Source organism: Flavobacterium quisquiliarum (assembly GCF_019308285.1).
Lineage (GTDB): Bacteria > Bacteroidota > Bacteroidia > Flavobacteriales > Flavobacteriaceae > Flavobacterium > Flavobacterium quisquiliarum.
Window position 1 is genome coordinate 130,852 of sequence record NZ_WWEM01000035.1, and the last position, 18,093, is coordinate 148,944.

Consider the following 18,093-nt stretch of genomic DNA (forward strand, 5'->3'; position numbering starts at 1 on the left):
ACACACAGAGAAATTCAAAAAACTTTGTGAATCTCGGTGTAATCTTAGTGTAACTTGGCGTAATAACTTAAAAATTGACAAAAGAACGCATCATACTATTTTTTTCATTGCTGTTAATTTTATCATGCAAAAGAGTTGATCAAAACTCCGCAAAACTGTATGTTAGAATTATGGGCAAAGGTTCTTGGGGTTATAATGATGAAAAAGGAAATGCTGTTATTCCATTAGGAAAATATAAATTCCTAAATCCAATGGATGAGAAAGGAATGATTTATGCCAAGAAAGGAACTAAATACGGCTACATTGATATTCTTGAAAATATAATTGTTCCTTTTGAATATGACGATTTAACTGTTTTTTCTGAAGAATTAGCTTGTGCAAAAAAGAACAACAAATTTGGATTTCTCAATAGAAAAGGATCTGTTGTAATTCCTTTTCAATATGACAATGAAACTTTTTTCCGAAAAAACGGATTGGCTTTAGTAAAGAAAAACAGTCTTTATGGTTTTATCGATAAAAAAGGAAAAGAAATAATTCCAATTATATATCAAAATGCAACTCACGTTATTCTTGACAGTTTGGTTACCCTGGAAAAACAAGGAAAATGGGCTTTTTTTGATTCTTTCGGAAAACAAAAAACAGATTTTATCTATGATGAAATTACTGTGACAAGTTTCAATTATAAAGATACATTCTGGAAAAATGGTTTGATTTTGGTGCGAAAAAACAATCAAATTTCTTATTTAAATAAAAATTTAAAAGAGATAATTCCATTTGGCAAATATGACACTGGGGAAGTATTCAATCGAAATAGAATTGCGATTGTTTCTATAAACAGTAAATATGGAATCATTGATGAATTTGGAAAAGAAATTGTTAAAACCGAATATGATACTTTAGAACACCCGGAAGAATCTTATCATGAATCTGAAATCTTTGCAGCTAAAAAAAGTACTTATTTAGTTTTATTTGATAAAAATGGAAAAGAAATCTATAATAAGATTAAAGACTTTTCATTTGATCATTGTCGTATAAACAATAAAATTGAGGCTATTTACCATGTCAAGGATTTGAATGGAAAATATGGTGCAATCGACACAAAAGGAAAATTGCTAATTCCTATTGTATATGATGAATTTCAGGATTTTGGAAGCAACTATAATGCAATTGTAAAATATAAAGGAAAGTTCGGACTGATTGATTCTAACAACAAAGTAACTTATCCAATTGATAACGAAGCAATTTATGCCATTGATAGAGAAGATTTAGATTATTATATAATAAAAACAAACAACAAATCTGGCATAATAGACAAGAACCTAAAACCCATTTTTAATTTTGATTATCAGGAAATAGCTCCTTGCTTCTATGATACCAAAAATAGATTTATTGTCAAACAAAATGATAAATATGGCGTTATAGACCGAGCAGGAAGAATTATCATTCCATTTGAATATAGCGAAATGTCAAATTGGGTTGAATATGGGCCAGGCAAAAATTATCATTTTGTGACGAAAGATAACAAAAAAGGCTTAATTACTAAAGAAGGGAAAACGGTTATTGCACCAATATATGATCATCTTTTTTATCACAATGACAAAATGATTATTCTATCTAAAGATGAAAAATATGGAGTGATAACCATTCAGAATGAACAAGTAATTCCTTTTTTTTATGAAAAAATTTATATTGAATTTGGATTTTTTGGGGATAATAAGGAAGCTGAGTTTTATGTACTAAAAAACGGAAAATATTCAATCGTAAACAATAAAAATGAGATCATTAAATCAAATATTTCAGCACAAGAAGTAAAAGATAAATTCTCATACTATAATTAAGAAAATTGACAAAAGAACGCATCATATTAGGTATTGACCCAGGAACCACAATCATGGGGTTTGGATTGATCAAAGTGACCAATAAAAAAATGGAATTTCTGCAATTAAATGAATTACAGCTTTCCAAATACGATAATCATTACCAAAAATTAAAAATCATTTTTGAACGAACTATCGAATTAATCGAAACGCATTGTCCTGATGAAATTGCGATTGAAGCGCCTTTCTTTGGAAAAAACGTACAATCGATGTTAAAGCTTGGTCGTGCGCAAGGCGTTGCAATGGCAGCGGGACTCTCAAGAGGTATTCCGATTACAGAATATGAACCAAAAAAAATAAAAATGGCGATTACCGGAAACGGAAATGCCAGCAAAGAACAAGTTGCCAAAATGTTGCAACAACTTTTAGGTTTAAAAGAATTACCTAAAAACCTCGATTCAACAGATGGTTTGGCAGCAGCAGTTTGTCACCATTTTAATTCAGGAAAAGTTATCGCTGGAAAGAGTTATTCTGGTTGGGATGCTTTTGTGAAACAAAACGAGGATCGTATTAAGAAATAGTTCTCAGTCGCAGTCGCAATTTACAGCTGAGACTGAGACTGAGAACTAAAACTAAAAAAATGAGCGGCATTTACATTCACATACCATTCTGCAAACAAGCTTGCCATTATTGCGACTTTCATTTTTCGACTTCGATGAAGAAGAAAGACGAAATGGTTTTGGCTTTAGCCAAAGAAATTGCTGTACGCAAAAATGAATTTGAAAATGAGATTGTAGAAACCATCTATTTTGGTGGTGGAACTCCTTCTGTTTTATCAAATAACGAAATCAACTTTCTAATTTCTGAAGTTTATAAAAATTATAAAGTTGCAGCAAATCCTGAAATTACTCTTGAAGCCAATCCAGATGATTTATCTACGGAGCGAATTCTGGAATTATCAAAAAGCCCTATAAATCGTTTAAGCATCGGAATTCAGTCTTTTTATGAAGAGGATTTGAAGATGATGAATCGCGCTCATAATTCGGCGGAAGCCAAAAAATGCTTGGAAGAAGCAACAAAATACTTCGATAATATTTCATTGGATTTGATTTACGGAATTCCTGGATTGAGTGACGAGATGTGGCGAAAAAATATTCAAACGGCTTTGGATTTTGGGATTCCACATATTTCAAGTTATGCTTTGACGGTTGAACCGAAAACAGCTTTGAGTAAATTAATTCAAACCGGAAAAATTGCTGAACCACAAGATGAAGTAGCTTCGAATCACTTCATGATTTTGGTCGAAATGTTACAGCAAAATGGTTTTATTCATTACGAATTATCCAATTTTGGGAAAGAGAATTATTTCTCCAAAAACAATTCGGCATATTGGTTGGGTAAAAAATATATCGGAATCGGGCCTTCGGCGCATAGTTATGACGGCCTAAAAAGAGGCTGGAATATTGCCAATAATGCATTGTATCTAAAAGCAATTCAAAACGATGAACTTCCAATAGAAACCGAAACTCTAACAACTTCAGATCGTTATAATGAATATATTATGACAGGATTACGAACCATTTGGGGTGTTTCTTTGGAAAGAATTGAAAAGGAATTTGGTTCGGAATATTTGGATTATCTGAAAAAACAATCTCAAAAATTCTTAAGCGATGATTTACTTTCCATCGAAAATAACATCCTAAAACCAACTCCAAAAGGAAAATTTTTAACGGATGGAATTGCAAGTGATCTGTTTTATTTAAATTTGGAAGACTAAAAATTGGACGCTGATAAAACGGATGCAAGCAACGCTGATAAATCCGTAAAATCCGCGTTAGAATATCAGTAAAATCCGTGTCCCATTATGCTCGCACTTTTAGACAATAAATATCAAATCGACTTATCAAAACCCATTGATATCTCTATTCCATTAACTAATACTGATGAAAATCCAATTGCTTGGTATATCGAAAAACCAGTAATTGAACCAGTAGTTTTTGGTGATTGGATTGGAAAAGTTTCGGAAGGAAAATCATCCACTAATTTCAATAACATTTTCTTTAATCCGCATGGACATGGAACACATACGGAATGTTTAGGACATATTACAAATGATTTTTACAGTATTAATCAATCCCTTAAACAGTTTTTCTTTTTTGCTAAATTGATTACGATTGAACCTGAAAAGATTGGAGATGATTTTGTGATTACAAAAGAAAACATTTCGCCTTTATTAAATACAAAAGCGGAGGCTTTAATAATCCGAACAATTCCAAATCAAAAAGAAAAGAAATCAAGAAAATATTCGAATACCAATCCTCCGTATTTATCTGAAGATGCTGCGGTTTTCATCCGCGAAAGCGAGATTCAGCATTTATTGATTGATCTTCCTAGCGTTGACAAAGAACATGACGAAGGAAAATTATTGGCTCACAAAGCATTTTGGAATGTAAAAGACACACATAATGTAAATTCTGACGCAAGACTAAATGCCACAATTACAGAAATGATTTATGTCTCGGACGATATTGAAGATGGCGATTATATCCTAAATCTTCAAATTGCTTCATTTGAAAATGACGCAAGTCCATCAAAACCAATTCTATATAAGATTTAAAGTCAACCAAAAATTACACAAATTTTCACAAATTTCTTTTTCATTTTGCCACTCCCGATAGCTATCGGGATAAAATGATTATCACAGATTTAGTCATTTGTAAACTTTAATCTCTAAAAAATAATTTGCGAAAATTTGTGAAATTTGTGGCAAAAAACAACTCAAATGATAACCATTTCAACAGATAAAACTAAACTTGATGTTCCCTTTATCCAAAACTTCCTAAAAGACATTTATTGGGCTGCGGGACGAACTATAGAAGAAGTGCAAACAACCATTGATGCTTCAATTTGTTTTGGAATTTACTTGGATGAAAAACAAATTGGTTTCGCACGTGTGATAACCGATTATGTCGTTTTTGCTTATTTGATGGATGTTTTTATTGATGAGAAACATCGAGGAAAAGGCTATTCCTCTATTTTAATTGACACCATGATGAAAGAACCGCAATTGCAAGAAGTCAAAATTTGGCGATTGGCCACAACTGATGCTCACTTTTTATACGAGAAATTCGGATTCACAAAACTGAATCATCCTGAAAAGATGATGGAAAGAATAATCAAATGAAAACAGTCTTAAAACTAGAAGAAGCGGCTTTATTTATTCTCGGAATATTTCTTTTCAACCAATTAAAATATAATTGGTGGTGGTTTCTGGTTTTACTATTGGCTCCAGATCTATCTATGATTGGCTATATTTTTGGAAATAAAATTGGTGCTTTGGCTTATAATCTCTTTCATCACAAAGGAATTGCACTTTTAATTTACGCCATCGGATGTTATTTAAGTATGGAAAGCATTCAATTAACAGGAATTATTTTATTTTCGCATTCGGCAATGGATCGAATTTTCGGTTACGGATTGAAATATGAAAAAGGATTTAAATACACGCATTTAGGTGAAATTGGAAAATAAAAAGTTATGAATTTAGAAACATTTTACGAATATTGTCTATCTAAAAAAGGAGCAAGCGAGCATTTTCCTTTTGATGAAGATACTTTGGTTTTTAAAGTAGGAGGTAAAATGTTTGCTTTATCTTCTTTATCGCAATGGGAAAAGAGCGAGCAATCGGTCAATTTAAAATGCGATCCTGATCGTGCACAGGAACTCAGAGCAGAATATGACGAAATTCAACCTGGATTTCATATGAGTAAAGTGCATTGGAATACAATTGCTTTAAACGGAAATTTACCGGTAAAATTTGTCAAGGAATTAATTGATCATTCGTATGATTTGGTTTTCAAAAGTTTGACAAAGAAAATTCAGAATGAAATTATTGACTCGAGGTAAAATTTTTTACCGAACTGGCAGAGCAATTAGAAAATTAGGCATTACATTTGCATGGTAAAATCAAAACTTAAAAACCCGAATCCGTTTGCAAATTAGCAATTTATAGCATCATGAAAGAACAATTTAAAAAATTTCTGAACGAAGAACAAGATCCAAAAGCGATTGAAAAAATCACTTCTAAACTTACAGATTTATTGATGAAAGGTGAAGAAATTGGTTATATCGCAGTACAAAAAAAACCTGCAATTACTGTTTTCCCTGACAGTATTGTAGTAACAAACAAACGTATCATTATCTGTGAACCTAAAAACTTAGGTCTTTCAATGGATTTTACAGATTATGCTTGGGACGATATAGCAAGTACTTTTGTAAAAGAAAATATCTTGGGTTCTGAATTTTCATTTGGTACCAAAACAGATTTAGCGGTTACTATCGATTATATCCCGAAAATTCAAGCTAGAAAAATTTATACTTACGCTAAAGAACAATTGGATTTATTAAAAAATCCTGTTAATACTGCAACTCCTGTTCAGGAAGTTGTTGAGCCAGTATACGAAGAGGAAGAAGAAGCTGAAGAAGTTGAAGAAATAGAAACAGAAGAAGTAACAAGTTTTGCTGAAATCTTACCTGCTGCTCCTGTTGTTACAGAAACTTACGAGCCACTTCCAACACAGCCGACACAACCTGCCGGAGAACGCAGATTGAGTGATTTAACTAAAGAAGAACTTTTCGACAAATTACAGAACTACAAAAAACTTCTTGATAATGGTTTAATCATGCAGGGAGAATATGATGCTTACAAAAAAGAGATTTTAAGTTATATGTAATCTTAGTACAAAGTTCAAAGTACAGAGTACAAAGTTTTATCAGCTTTGTCTAAAATAAAAATAAGCCCGAAATAGAATATCTATTTCGGGCTTTCCATTTATAACTTTGTGCTTAAAAACTTTGCACTTTGTACTTATTTACAAAGTCGCTTTCTGTTTTTCTACAAATTTATGTGATTGCAATTCCAATAACTCTTTTGCATTTTTTCGCTGTAAATCAAATAATCCTTTATCTTCTGCAATATCAGCGTATACTCTATCATGCATTTCTGCACTGGTTTTCACTAATAATTCGCGTTGGTATTTATTTTGTTCTAAAGTCGCTTTCATTGCGGTTTCGGCTTCTTCCTGCTTGAAATCGAATTCTCCTTTTGGAGCTAATAATTTAGCGATAATCGGCGAAGTTTCTATTGCTAAAAACAACAGCATAATGAAAAATGACGGAAGCCAAGGCAGTTTGTTCAAGGCATTAATACGTGCCATTAATCCGTCGAAACCTTCAATGATGGGCTGAGTCTGCGAAACTTTTTTATCTAGATCAGCTTGAAGCTGTACGCCTGCTTTTTCTTTTTCGGCAATTTTGGCTTCGTTTGTTTTTTTCAACGTTTCGAATTCTTTTAAAGCGGCATCGTGTTTTTCACGTTTTTCTTTATAAACTGGCCCTTTTCCTAATTTCTTAGTTCCGGTAGTTCCTTCGGCTTCGGTGATATAAACCGAATACAAATCGTTTACTTCCTTTTCTTTCTTTACAATGTCAGCTTTTAGAGTAGTAATTTCGGCCTTATTTTTATCTAAATCTGTTTTGAAATAAGTCCCGATTTGTTTTTTATTGGCCAATTCCATTTCATTTTTCTCTTTCAATAAAACAGTATTGATTTCTTTTTCGAAAATTTTAATTTCCAAAGGTTTCGAAATAACAATCGCAATAATAACCGCCAATATAATACGTGGAGTCGCCTGCAGAAACTCGTCTAGAAAACGATCTCTTTTTTTGATAGTAGAAACGATGAATCGATCTAAATTGAAAATCAACAAACTCCATACAAATCCAAAAATTAAAGCGGGATAAATAGAATCGAAAACGGTAAAAAGCGCATAAGCGCTGGCTAAGAAAGCCATAACTGCTGTAAAAAATACTGTAGCGCCAATACCAACATATTTGGTTTGTTCGCCTTCTGAGCAGTCTTTCAAGAGATCACGGTCGGCTCCTGAACATAGGATAAAAAATTGTTTTAACATGATTGATGATTTTTGATTGTGATTACTTCGTCAGTTCGCCTTACGGCTCGTGTGATACGGCAAATTTAACGCCAAATTTTCAATTACAATCAAAATATCATTTTTCTTTTCGTTGGGAATCAATTATTTGGAGCTTTCATGTTATTTAAAGATTAATAAATCTTAACACAACGAGGTTAATCATAACACTATGTTAATTTTTTTTCAAGGGTTTAGTAATAATAGGGTTCTAGCTTCGCAACCAAAATAAAACCAAACACACACAATGAAAAAATTTTATCTATTAACAGCATTCTTTTTATTAGCCTTTACAGGTTTTGCTCAGAAAGCGATTATATCTGGAAAGATATTAGATGCCGATGACAAACTGCCTCTGCCTGGAGCCATGGTTCAAATTGTAGGCGAGAAAAAATACACCGTTTCAGATTATAACGGTCGTTTTGAATTATTAAATATTAACGAAGGAACTTATCAAGTTGAAGTTAAATATATTGGTTACACTACTTTATCTCAAGAAATAAAAGTAGAGCAAGGAAAAAACAATGTAATTGATTTTGCTCTTAAAGCTTCTGAAAATGAATTGAAAGAAGTTATTGTCGGAGACATTTTAAAAGGTCAGGCAAAAGCACTGAATCAGCAGAAAAACAACAAAAATATTGGTAACGTAATTTCTTCTGATCAAATGGGACGTTTCCCAGATGCTAACGTAGGAGATGCTTTGAAACGTGTTCCAGGTATCACAATGCAGAATGACCAAGGTGAAGCTCGTAATATTATTATTAGAGGTTTAGCTCCATCTTTAAACTCTGTTACTTTAAATGGTGACCGTATTCCATCTGCTGAAGGAGACAACAGAAACGTACAAATGGACTTAATCCCATCTGATATGATTTCGACTATCGAAGTAAACAAAACCCTTACTTCTGATATGGATGCAGATGCAATTGGAGGTTCTGTAAACTTAATTACAAGAGCAACTCCAAACGGAGAAAGAATCTCTGCAACTTTAGCAGGAGGTTATTTACCAATTCGTGACCACGCTTCTTACACTGCTGGTTTTGTTTATGGTAATCGTTTTATCGACAATAAATTAGGAGTTGTAGTAAGCGGTTCTTACAACAATGTTGATTATGGTTCTGACAACATCGAAAACGAATGGGTAAAAGATGATTTCGGAAATGATTATTTACAAGCTTCAGAAATTAGAAAATATGATGTACAACGTATTCGTCGTAGCGGATCTATTGCTTTAGATTATAAATTCAACGAAAACAATACCATTTTTGCTAATGCAATCTACAACTGGAGAGATGACAGAGAAAATCGTTTCAGAACGACTATCGATGATATTGAACCAATTTATAATGGTGAAGAAATCACTGGTTTCGAAGGTCGTGTAAAACGTCAGACAAAAGGTGGTTTAGACAACAGCCGTAACAAAAATAGAAGATTAGAAGATCAAAGAGTTCAAAACTACTCACTTCGTGGAGAGCATTTAATCAATTCTACATTAGATTTAGACTGGTCTGCTAACTATGCAAAAGCTAGAGAATACCGTCCAGGTGAGCGTTATATCGAATACCGTCAGAAAGGTCTTGATGTATTCGAAAACTTAACAGATCCAAGATTTCCGTTAGTTTCTACAGCGGGAGAATCTACAGACGAATTTGCATTTGATTCGGTTACTGAAAACACAGACGAAACTAGCGAAAGTGAATTTGGAGCTAAAATAAACATCCGTTTTCCATTCTCTGTAATTTCAGGAGAAAAAGGAAGATTGAGAACTGGTCTTAGACTTCGTTTAAAAGAGAAAGAAAGAAACAATATGTTCTATTCTTATACTCCATTAAATGATGATATGGAATTATTATCACAAGTTCCAACAAGTTATTATGATGGAAAAGATTTTAATCCAGGAAGTAAATATGTGCCAGGAACTTTTGCTTCTGCAAACTATTTAGGAAGTTTAGATTTAAACAATTCTACTTTATTTGAAAAAGAAACTGATCCAGCTGAATATTTAGCGGTAAACTATAACGCTAAAGAAAGAATTACTGCTGCTTACGTAAGATGGGATCAAGATTTTAATGATAAACTTTCTATGGTAATGGGAGTTCGTGTTGAAAATACTCATATTGATTACACAGGAAACCGTGTATTAGATGAAGAAGAATTAGAAAGTAAAATCAACAATACCAACTCATACACAAATGTATTGCCAAGTATTTCATTCCAATACAACGCAACAAAAGATTTAGTTTTAAGAGCTGCAGCTACAACGGCTTTAGCAAGACCAAACTACTATGCATTGGCTCCTTATGTAAATAACATTGCTGCTGATAAAGAAATTACAGCTGGTAATCCAGATCTTGACGCAACCTATTCATACAACTATGATTTCATGGCAGAGAACTATTTCAAATCAGTTGGTTTGATTTCTGGAGGTGTTTTCTACAAAAGATTAAATGATTTCATTTACAACTACAGCGACAATCAATATACTGATGCGAAATTTGCTGCAGATTTCCCTAATCAGTCAAACCCAATTCCAGCGGGAGAAAATTGGTCATTTTTACAATCAAAAAACGGAGACAAAGTGGATGTTTACGGATTTGAAGTTGCTTTCCAGCGTCAGTTAGATTTCCTTCCTGGTAAATTCTTAAAAGGATTCGGTATCTATTTGAACTATACTTATACACAGTCTAAAGCTAGAGGAATTGCTGACGAAGATGGAAACGAAAGAAACGAAATCAGTCTTCCAGGAACAACACCTCACATGTTTAACGGATCTTTATCTTGGGAAAACAAACGTTTCTCTGCAAGAATCTCAACAAACTTTACATCTGATTATTTAGATGAATTAGGTTCTGAGTCTTACAAAGACAGTTATTATGACAAGCAGTTTTTCTTAGATGCTAATGCTTCTTATAAAATTACTCCAAAACTTCGCTTTTTTGCTGAAGCTAATAACTTAACAAACCAGCCGTTACGTTACTACCAAGGAGTTGCTGCACATACAAAACAAGCGGAATACTACCAGCCTCGTTACAACTTCGGATTGAAACTAGACTTGTAATCTGTAATTTTTAAAAATTCTTAAATTAGACAGAGTTTAGCGCTCTGTCTAATTGCATTAAAATATATCACACAAAATGAAAAATAAATCTTTAGTTGCTCTTTTACTTTTAAGCATTTCATTCACAGCTTGTAAAGACGATAAATTAGCGCCAGTGCAACCAAATGCCGTAAAACCTACTGTAGTTACAGAAGCTTTACCTCACGATACAGATGATCCTTCTATTTGGATCAATCCAACAGATGCTTCAAAAAGTATTATTGTAGGAACAGATAAAGACACAGACGGAGGTTTGTACGCTTTTGATTTGAATGGAAAAATCCTTAAAAAATCAATCCCATTAAAACGTCCAAACAATGTGGATATCGCTTACGGATTGATCATTGACGGAAAAAAAGTAGACGTTGCAGTTACTACAGAACGTGAAAGCAACAAAATCAGAATTTTCAGTTTACCAGATTTAGAACCAATTGATAACGGCGGAATCGAAGTTTTTGAAGGAGAAGCACAGCGTGATCCAATGGGAATTTCTTTGTACACACGTCCAAGCGATCAAAAGATTTTTGCTATTGTAGGAAGAAAAACAGGTCCTTCTGGAACTTATTTATGGCAGTATGAGCTTTCTGGAAACGGAAAATTTGCTGCAGCAAAAGTAGTTCGTAAATTCGGAACTTACAGCGGAAAGAAAGAAATTGAAGCGATTGCCGTGGATAACGAATTAGGTTTTATTTACTACTGCGACGAACAAGTTGGAATTAGAAAATACAAAGCAGATCCAGCTTTAAATGATAATAAAGAATTGGCTTTCTTCGGTCAAAAAGATTTCAAAGCAGATCACGAAGGAATTGCGATTTACAAAAAAACAGATTCTACAGGATATATTTTGGTGTCTAACCAGCAGGCAAATTCGTTTATGGTTTATCCTAGAGAAGGCGCAAACGGAAACCCAAACAATCATCCGTTGTTAGCTGAAGTTCCAACTTCAACAATCGAGTGCGATGGTGCCGATGCTACAAGCGTAAACTTAGGGCCAAAATTCAAAAACGGACTTTTTGTAGCCATGAGCAACGGAATGACTTTCCATTATTACACTTGGGATTTGATCCAAAAACGCATCGACGAAGCAAAAAAATAAACTTTCAGGTTTTTCAGTCGCAGTTTTCAGTGTTCAATTTATTTTTTTTTCTGCGGCTGAGAACCAAAACAAAAAAAGCTGTTCTTGACGAACAGCTTTTTATAGTTTATAACTAATTGAGAACATTAAAACTCTTGGTAAAATATATGTTGATTGCTGACTAATCATATAATCAGAAAACATATAACTATTCTTTCTTTTAGCATTCAATAAATTATTACAAATCATTTCAAATCCAAATGGACTATTTTTTTTTTGATAAAGCAATGATGTATTTGTCAATTCAAAGTGATTTATTTGATTGTTAGAATTAGAATTTCTAAGATTTTGATAATTTAATCTATAAGTCCAAAAATTCATAAATGTAAATTCAAAATCACTATTGATGGCATCTGATTTATAATTTGATTTTGTCAAACCGCCAAAATGACTAAATCCTTTTTCATAACCAAGACTTAAATTAGGCCATTTTTTATGTGTTGTCTTTAATGTTAAACCTATATTTTGATTATTTCTGCTGTTTAATTTCAATTCATTATTGAGCATTTGATAATAGCTCATCCAATTTAGATTTGTATTAATTTTTAAATCAAATTGATATATTTTTTTAGTAAATGTACCATTAAAAAGCATACTGCTTTCGGGGTTGTTTGTTAAAACAGGAGTCAAATATTGATTAATTCCTTCCACTTCTATTTGATTTCTAATTGTTTCTGTCTTCTTTGTATAATTTAAAAATCCGTTCCAAAAAATTCCCTTATGTATATTCATTTTGGCATATATTAAGCTCGCCGAATGATATCTACTATTTTCAAGTAATGAATTGCCTTTATACACAAGATTATATTTTTGTAAAGTATATCTATTTGATACAAGATTAGCTTCTGGAAAACTTGTTTCTAGTTTGTAACTAAATGTTACTTTTTCAGATTGATTGAACTCAAATTCACTATTCCACTGTGGTTGCAGTAAACATTTCGAAAATATATAATCATTGTCAATTTGCTGTGTTTTCAACTCATACAAATGATAATATAAAACCGCTTTGTTTGTCCATTTTCCAATTTTAAATTTATACTCTAAACCAAGATAAATATCACTAAAATGGTATATTGTCTTATTTCCAAAACCTGCCTCAGAAAAATCATTAATTGTATTATCACTTAAAAATTGCTTCTCAGAAGTTTCAAAATTTGAGTTTTCAAATGTGCTCCCAATATTGGTGTATAAATGGTTGTGGCTATTAATTATCCAATAATGTTTAAAAACAGCATCAATAGTATTTGTCTTAAGTTTTTTTAATTGCTCTACTTCATACTGGTTATCTTCTTGAAGAGGAATAAGTCCGCTTAAAAAAGGCTTATTGGTTAACCATGTATTCTTTGGTTTACTATCTTCATAGGACTGATTAAATACAAATGTTGTAGTATGGGTCAGACTATGACTTTTATGCCACTCCAGATATTGCCTAAAAGAGACATTATCAGCATCGTTAATAGTTTTAAAGATATTCGAATTTGTACTTGTAATTGAATTTATAAGATTGTCTACATCATTAGTGGCAGCTTGAAATTGTGCATTATACAACCACTTCTGATTCTTATCAGGAGCATAGTCAATTTTAAAGTTTGTAATGTTGAGATCTGTTGAGTTGGCACCAGTTTCTATTTTATTTTCAATTGTCTCATATAAATTTTGTAAGTATTCATTTTGTGTGACATTCTTCGCTTTATTCAGTATTTTTGAAAATACTGTAAAAGCTGAAATATTGAATTTTGAAGAAAAATTATAACTAAGATTCAAAGCTTCAAATTGTGATTTGTTTTCAAGGAAATCAACATTGTCTTTAGTAAGTGCAGACAAAGCATTAGAGGTTTTTCGTTTCGATATATAATTACTTGAACCGTTTGTAAATCTCCTAAAATCAGAATAAGTAAAAGTACTTTTTCCTATATTATTTACATCTCCAATAAAACTTACGTTCATTTTTGGTGCATAATAAAATAATCCTGAATGAAGCAAGTACGATTTATCAATTCCTATACCAAGTCCTGTATAAATATCTCCAAAGACAAATTTCTTTTTATCTTCTTTGAGTTTTACATTCATTGCCAAATCTTCACTATCGGAAACTTTTTTCATGAAACCTACTTCATTAAAATTGTCAATTACTTCAATTTTATCAAGCGCATCTGCCGGAATGTTCTCAACAGCCAGCTTAGAACCTCCTCCAAAAAATGATTTCCCTTCAACAAGCATTTGAGTAACTTTTTTTCCTTGAACAGTTACAGTTCCGTTTTTATCAACTTCAACTCCTGGAAGTTTTTCAAGAACCTCCTTCATTTTACGCTCATTTCCGTTTGCAAAACTTTTTACATTGAATATTAAAGTGTCTTTTTTGATTTCAATGGCTTTGTATTCATGTTTTATAACAATTTCTCTTAGATTTTCCCCGCTTGGTTTAAGAATAAAGTTATGAGATTGGTTTCCCGTTTCTGATCGGGCTATATATAACTCATCAATAAAACCAATATAAGAAACATTGATTTCATAATCTGTACCGTTTTCTAACTCTAATTGATAACGTCCTTTATTATCGGTGATAGAAAATTTTACATTTGTTTTTTCTTTTAAAGGTTTAGCAATTACATTAGCAGATTTTAAACTAATATTTAAATTGGATGAAACTATACCGTTCACACGATATGTTTGTGAAAAGGAGGTTACTGTAAAAAAGAAAAAGAATATGATTTTTTTAAGCATTATATACTATTAAGCTTGTAATTAAAATTTATCTACAGGCTTTACAAAACCTCTTTTAAAGTTTTCTTCTACTTTTCCGCTTTTAACTATTTTGTCAAATTCTTCCTCCGTAATTATTGTATAATCTTTAGGTTTTCCTAACAAAGGAGTCTTTTTTAAATTTAAATCAATTTTTTTTACACCATATACAACATTACGCACCTGAAGTTCCAATATCAAACCCGGCAGATTTCCATAACCATTGGGACCAAACGATACGGGTATTTTGGGACAATACCATGCTATAATGGGAAACCTAAAAGTTCCTTTGTCATTAATTACTATTTTAGTAGATGTTGCTTTATAACATAAAAAACCTTCTATTTCTTTAGTTTCATTTACTAATTCCCAATCTTTTGAAATCTCTTTTTTTAATACATACTGACCATATATAGGATGGACTGCTGATAATGAAAAATCTTTATTTTGATATATTTCGTTCATATATCCAGCTGTAACTTTTGACATAAACACATCATCATTAATAGTTCCTAAACCGTCGTCGCAAGAAAAAAAAGCATTGTCTTTGTCAAAAAGTAATGTAAAATTTAAATACCTTGCATTATTCATAGACTCAGTGTAGGGCTTTTCCAAAATTGTACCTCTAAAACCATCAATCATTTCTATGGTTACTCCATATTCTATTCTACCATTTTTTATTTGAGAAAATGAATTTAAGCACAAAAGAAAAAGAATAAGTTTAACAAATTTCATATCTAAATATTTATAAAATAAATCTATTGTAATTAAGCTACATCAATATATTATCTATTAACTTTAATTAGTAAAGTTTAAAAACCAAACATGATTTTACAAAATGTTTCAGTTACAATTAAAATAGGTTCTCTTTTAGAGAACCTATTTTGTTAAATTAATTAATTTCCTCCCATGCATCTTCCCCATTCTGCAGCTCCATAAAAGTAAGCTTCAAAATCAGAACATCCCATTTCTTTGCAGAGATTGGTAGCTATCCCTTGTCTTTCTTCGCAACTACCCAAAAATGCTAGAGTCTCTTTTAATTTATTATCTAATACACAAGCTTGTCCTTGGTTATTAGCAAAACCAAAAGCACTAAATCCCACAATAGTAAAAACCGTAAATAATACTTTTTTCATGATTTTAATTTGTAATATTAATATTATATTTTATTATTGCAAATATCTATATATAAGATTTTTCTTTCTATATTGATTTTGAATATTTCTTATATGCTTTTTAACTATTTTCTAATTAAATAAATTAATTATATGCCAGTTGGATTTCAAATTAAAAGATTGAGAGAAGAAAACAGTTTATCTCAAAGTAGATTAGCAGATGAGTTAGGAATCACACAGAGTGAATTATCCAAAATTGAGAATGGCAGATCAAAAAAAATTGATATCTATTTTATGCTTAAAGTCTGTAATTATTTTAATAAAAAATTAGACTTCTTTGTCAATAAGAGAATGGAAAGAGAAAATGAAGATAATTTTGATATTGAAACCTCTTCAGAGATAATTATATATGAACTTGAAAAAATAATTCAAGAGTTTCAAAAGAAAGATAATGTATAAAAACAAAAAAAGCTGTTCTAATAAAGAACAGCTTTTTTACTTTGAATCAATTAATTCCTTTTATTCTGTAATAGGTGCACCTGCTAAGATTTCAGCATTGGCAAACTCTTCAAATTTGGCAAAATTAGCTTTGAATTTCTGAGCCAATTCAATTGCTTTTTTGTCATAAAGATCTTTGTCTTCCCAAGTATTTCTAGGATTTAGAATTTCTTCTGGAACATTAGGGCAAGATTGTGGTTTTGCTAATCCAAATACTTTGTGATTTTCATACGCTACATTGTCTAATTCTCCTTTCAAAGCAGCAGTAATCATAGCACGAGTATATTTTAGTTTCATACGGCTTCCTGTTCCGTAAGGACCACCTGTCCAACCTGTGTTGATCAACCAAACTTTTACGCCAGCATCTTTCATTTTTTTGCTCAACATTTCAGCATAACGCGTTGGATGTAAAGGCATAAATGGTGCTCCAAAACAAGCAGAGAAATTAGGCTGTGGCTCTGTTACACCTGCTTCTGTTCCGGCAACTTTCGCTGTATATCCAGAAATAAAATGATAAGCCGCCTGACCTGGAGTCAATCTTGAAATTGGAGGCAGAATTCCGAAAGAATCAGCCGTTAAGAAAAATATATTTTTTGGGTTGTGTCCAACCAAACCTGGCTGTACATTATCGATATGTGTAATTGGGTAACTTACACGAGTATTTTGTGTAATAGAAACATCGTCGTAATCTACTTCGTTTGTTCCTGCTTTGAAAACCACATTTTCTAAAAGAGCTCCTTTTTTGATTGCTCTAAAAATGTCCGGTTCATTTTCTTCTGTTAAGTTGATTACTTTAGCATAACAACCGCCTTCGAAATTAAAAACAGTATTTTCGTTTGTCCAGCCGTGTTCATCATCTCCGATTAATTTACGTTCCGGATCAGCAGATAAAGTTGTTTTACCAGTTCCTGATAATCCGAAGAAAATTGCCGTATCTCCATCTTCACCAACATTGGCGCTGCAGTGCATTGGAAGTGTATTTTTGAAAACTGGAAGGATAAAGTTTAAAGCAGAGAAAATTCCTTTTTTCATTTCTCCTGTATAACCAGTACCACCAATTAAAGCGATTTTTTTAGTAAAATCTAAAATCGCAAAATTAGACTGACGTGTTCCATCAACAGCAGGATCTGCCATAAAACTTGGAGCACATACTACCGTCCATTCTGGAGTAAAATTAGCCAGTTCTGATTCTTCTGGCCTTAAAAACATATTGTAACAGAACAAATTTGACCAAGCTGTTTCAGTAACAACACGAACATTCAGTCTGTAATTTGCATCAGAGCATACATAAGAATCACGAACAAAAACTTCTTCTTTGTTGGATAAAAATGCTGTTACTTTATTGTATAGCTTTTCAAAAGCTAGAGGATCAAACGGGATATTTACATTTCCCCACCAAACTTGATCTTTTGTAATATCGTCTTTTACGATAAAACGATCTTGTGGAGAACGGCCTGTAAATTCACCTGTATTAATTGCTAACGCTCCAGTAGAATTCTCGACACCTTGCCCTGACTGCAAAGTAATCGCATGTAATTCATCTGCAGATAGTTGGTAACGAACTTTTGCATTTTCAATTCCTAAGTCTTTTAACGAAATCGATTGCGCGAAAACTGTATTAGTGTCCATAAATTTAAGTTATGTTGTGGTTTTTTGTTTAAAGCAAAATTACAGATTAATTCTTATTCCTCTTAAAATA

The 18,093-nt window shown here is 32.1% G+C and carries 16 protein-coding genes; 11 read left to right on the forward strand and 5 right to left on the reverse strand.

From position 1 onward, the window contains the following. The first annotated feature begins 170 nt into the window (after positions 1-170). The 8 genes from GSY47_RS17895 to GSY47_RS17930 all read left to right on the forward strand — a co-directional run bounded on the left by GSY47_RS17895 (position 171) and on the right by GSY47_RS17930 (position 6,550). Positions 171-1,838, forward strand: coding sequence for a WG repeat-containing protein (locus GSY47_RS17895; protein WP_179002613.1), 1,668 nt, complete (start codon positions 171-173; stop codon positions 1,836-1,838). A gap of 5 nt (positions 1,839-1,843) precedes the next feature. Beyond that, on the forward strand, positions 1,844-2,398 hold the full coding sequence (gene ruvC, locus GSY47_RS17900; protein ID WP_179002614.1) for a crossover junction endodeoxyribonuclease RuvC: 555 nt from the start codon (positions 1,844-1,846) through the stop codon (positions 2,396-2,398). Positions 2,399-2,457: 59 nt separating this feature from the next. Beyond that, on the forward strand, positions 2,458-3,594 hold the full coding sequence (gene hemW, locus GSY47_RS17905) for a radical SAM family heme chaperone HemW (RefSeq protein WP_179002615.1): 1,137 nt from the start codon (positions 2,458-2,460) through the stop codon (positions 3,592-3,594). 87 nt (positions 3,595-3,681) lie between these two features. After that, positions 3,682-4,434, forward strand: coding sequence for a cyclase family protein (locus tag GSY47_RS17910; protein ID WP_179002616.1), 753 nt, complete (start codon positions 3,682-3,684; stop codon positions 4,432-4,434). Between the two features lie 165 nt (positions 4,435-4,599). Next, positions 4,600-5,001, forward strand: coding sequence for a GNAT family N-acetyltransferase (locus tag GSY47_RS17915; RefSeq protein WP_179002617.1), 402 nt, complete (start codon positions 4,600-4,602; stop codon positions 4,999-5,001). Continuing rightward, a complete protein-coding gene (locus GSY47_RS17920; protein WP_179002618.1) occupies positions 4,998-5,348 on the forward strand; it encodes a DUF4260 domain-containing protein in 351 nt (116 codons plus the stop codon). The genes GSY47_RS17915 and GSY47_RS17920 overlap by 4 nt, the downstream gene beginning before the upstream one ends. A 6-nt stretch (positions 5,349-5,354) precedes the next feature. Continuing rightward, entirely contained in the window at positions 5,355-5,723 is a 369-nt protein-coding gene (locus tag GSY47_RS17925; RefSeq protein ID WP_179002619.1) for an MmcQ/YjbR family DNA-binding protein, read from the forward strand. A gap of 110 nt (positions 5,724-5,833) precedes the next feature. Beyond that, positions 5,834-6,550, forward strand: coding sequence for a PH domain-containing protein (locus GSY47_RS17930; protein ID WP_179002620.1), 717 nt, complete (start codon positions 5,834-5,836; stop codon positions 6,548-6,550). 138 nt (positions 6,551-6,688) lie between these two features. Here the strand turns inward: GSY47_RS17930 and GSY47_RS17935 are convergent, their stop codons facing one another. Next, entirely contained in the window at positions 6,689-7,789 is a 1,101-nt protein-coding gene (locus GSY47_RS17935) for a DUF4407 domain-containing protein (protein WP_179002621.1), read from the reverse strand. A 265-nt stretch (positions 7,790-8,054) separates the two neighbouring features. Here GSY47_RS17935 and GSY47_RS17940 point away from each other — a divergent pair, with 265 nt between their 5' ends. Continuing rightward, positions 8,055-10,865, forward strand: coding sequence for a TonB-dependent receptor (locus tag GSY47_RS17940; RefSeq protein WP_219071497.1), 2,811 nt, complete (start codon positions 8,055-8,057; stop codon positions 10,863-10,865). 76 nt (positions 10,866-10,941) lie between these two features. After that, a complete protein-coding gene (locus GSY47_RS17945; RefSeq protein WP_179002623.1) occupies positions 10,942-12,000 on the forward strand; it encodes a phytase in 1,059 nt (352 codons plus the stop codon). A gap of 99 nt (positions 12,001-12,099) precedes the next feature. Here GSY47_RS17945 and GSY47_RS17950 read toward each other — a convergent pair whose 3' ends face one another. The 3 genes from GSY47_RS17950 to GSY47_RS17960 all read right to left on the reverse strand — a co-directional run bounded on the left by GSY47_RS17950 (position 12,100) and on the right by GSY47_RS17960 (position 15,917). Next, positions 12,100-14,763, reverse strand: coding sequence for a peptidase associated/transthyretin-like domain-containing protein (locus GSY47_RS17950; RefSeq protein WP_179002624.1), 2,664 nt, complete (start codon positions 14,761-14,763; stop codon positions 12,100-12,102). A 21-nt stretch (positions 14,764-14,784) separates the two neighbouring features. Continuing rightward, positions 14,785-15,516 carry a GLPGLI family protein gene (locus tag GSY47_RS17955; protein WP_179002625.1) on the reverse strand — a complete coding sequence of 244 codons (732 nt, stop codon included), beginning with the start codon at positions 15,514-15,516 and terminating at the stop codon, positions 14,785-14,787. A 161-nt stretch (positions 15,517-15,677) separates the two neighbouring features. Beyond that, complete coding sequence (locus GSY47_RS17960) at positions 15,678-15,917, reverse strand: hypothetical protein (protein ID WP_179002626.1); 240 nt, start codon at positions 15,915-15,917, stop codon at positions 15,678-15,680. Positions 15,918-16,049: 132 nt separating this feature from the next. Here GSY47_RS17960 and GSY47_RS17965 point away from each other — a divergent pair, with 132 nt between their 5' ends. Beyond that, positions 16,050-16,355 carry a helix-turn-helix domain-containing protein gene (locus tag GSY47_RS17965; protein ID WP_179003972.1) on the forward strand — a complete coding sequence of 102 codons (306 nt, stop codon included), beginning with the start codon at positions 16,050-16,052 and terminating at the stop codon, positions 16,353-16,355. A gap of 60 nt (positions 16,356-16,415) precedes the next feature. Here GSY47_RS17965 and pckA read toward each other — a convergent pair whose 3' ends face one another. Further along, the gene (gene pckA / locus GSY47_RS17970; RefSeq protein ID WP_179003971.1) at positions 16,416-18,023 is read right to left on the reverse strand and encodes a phosphoenolpyruvate carboxykinase (ATP); all 1,608 of its coding nucleotides are present in this window, start codon (positions 18,021-18,023) and stop codon (positions 16,416-16,418) included. Positions 18,024-18,093 lie beyond the last annotated feature (70 nt).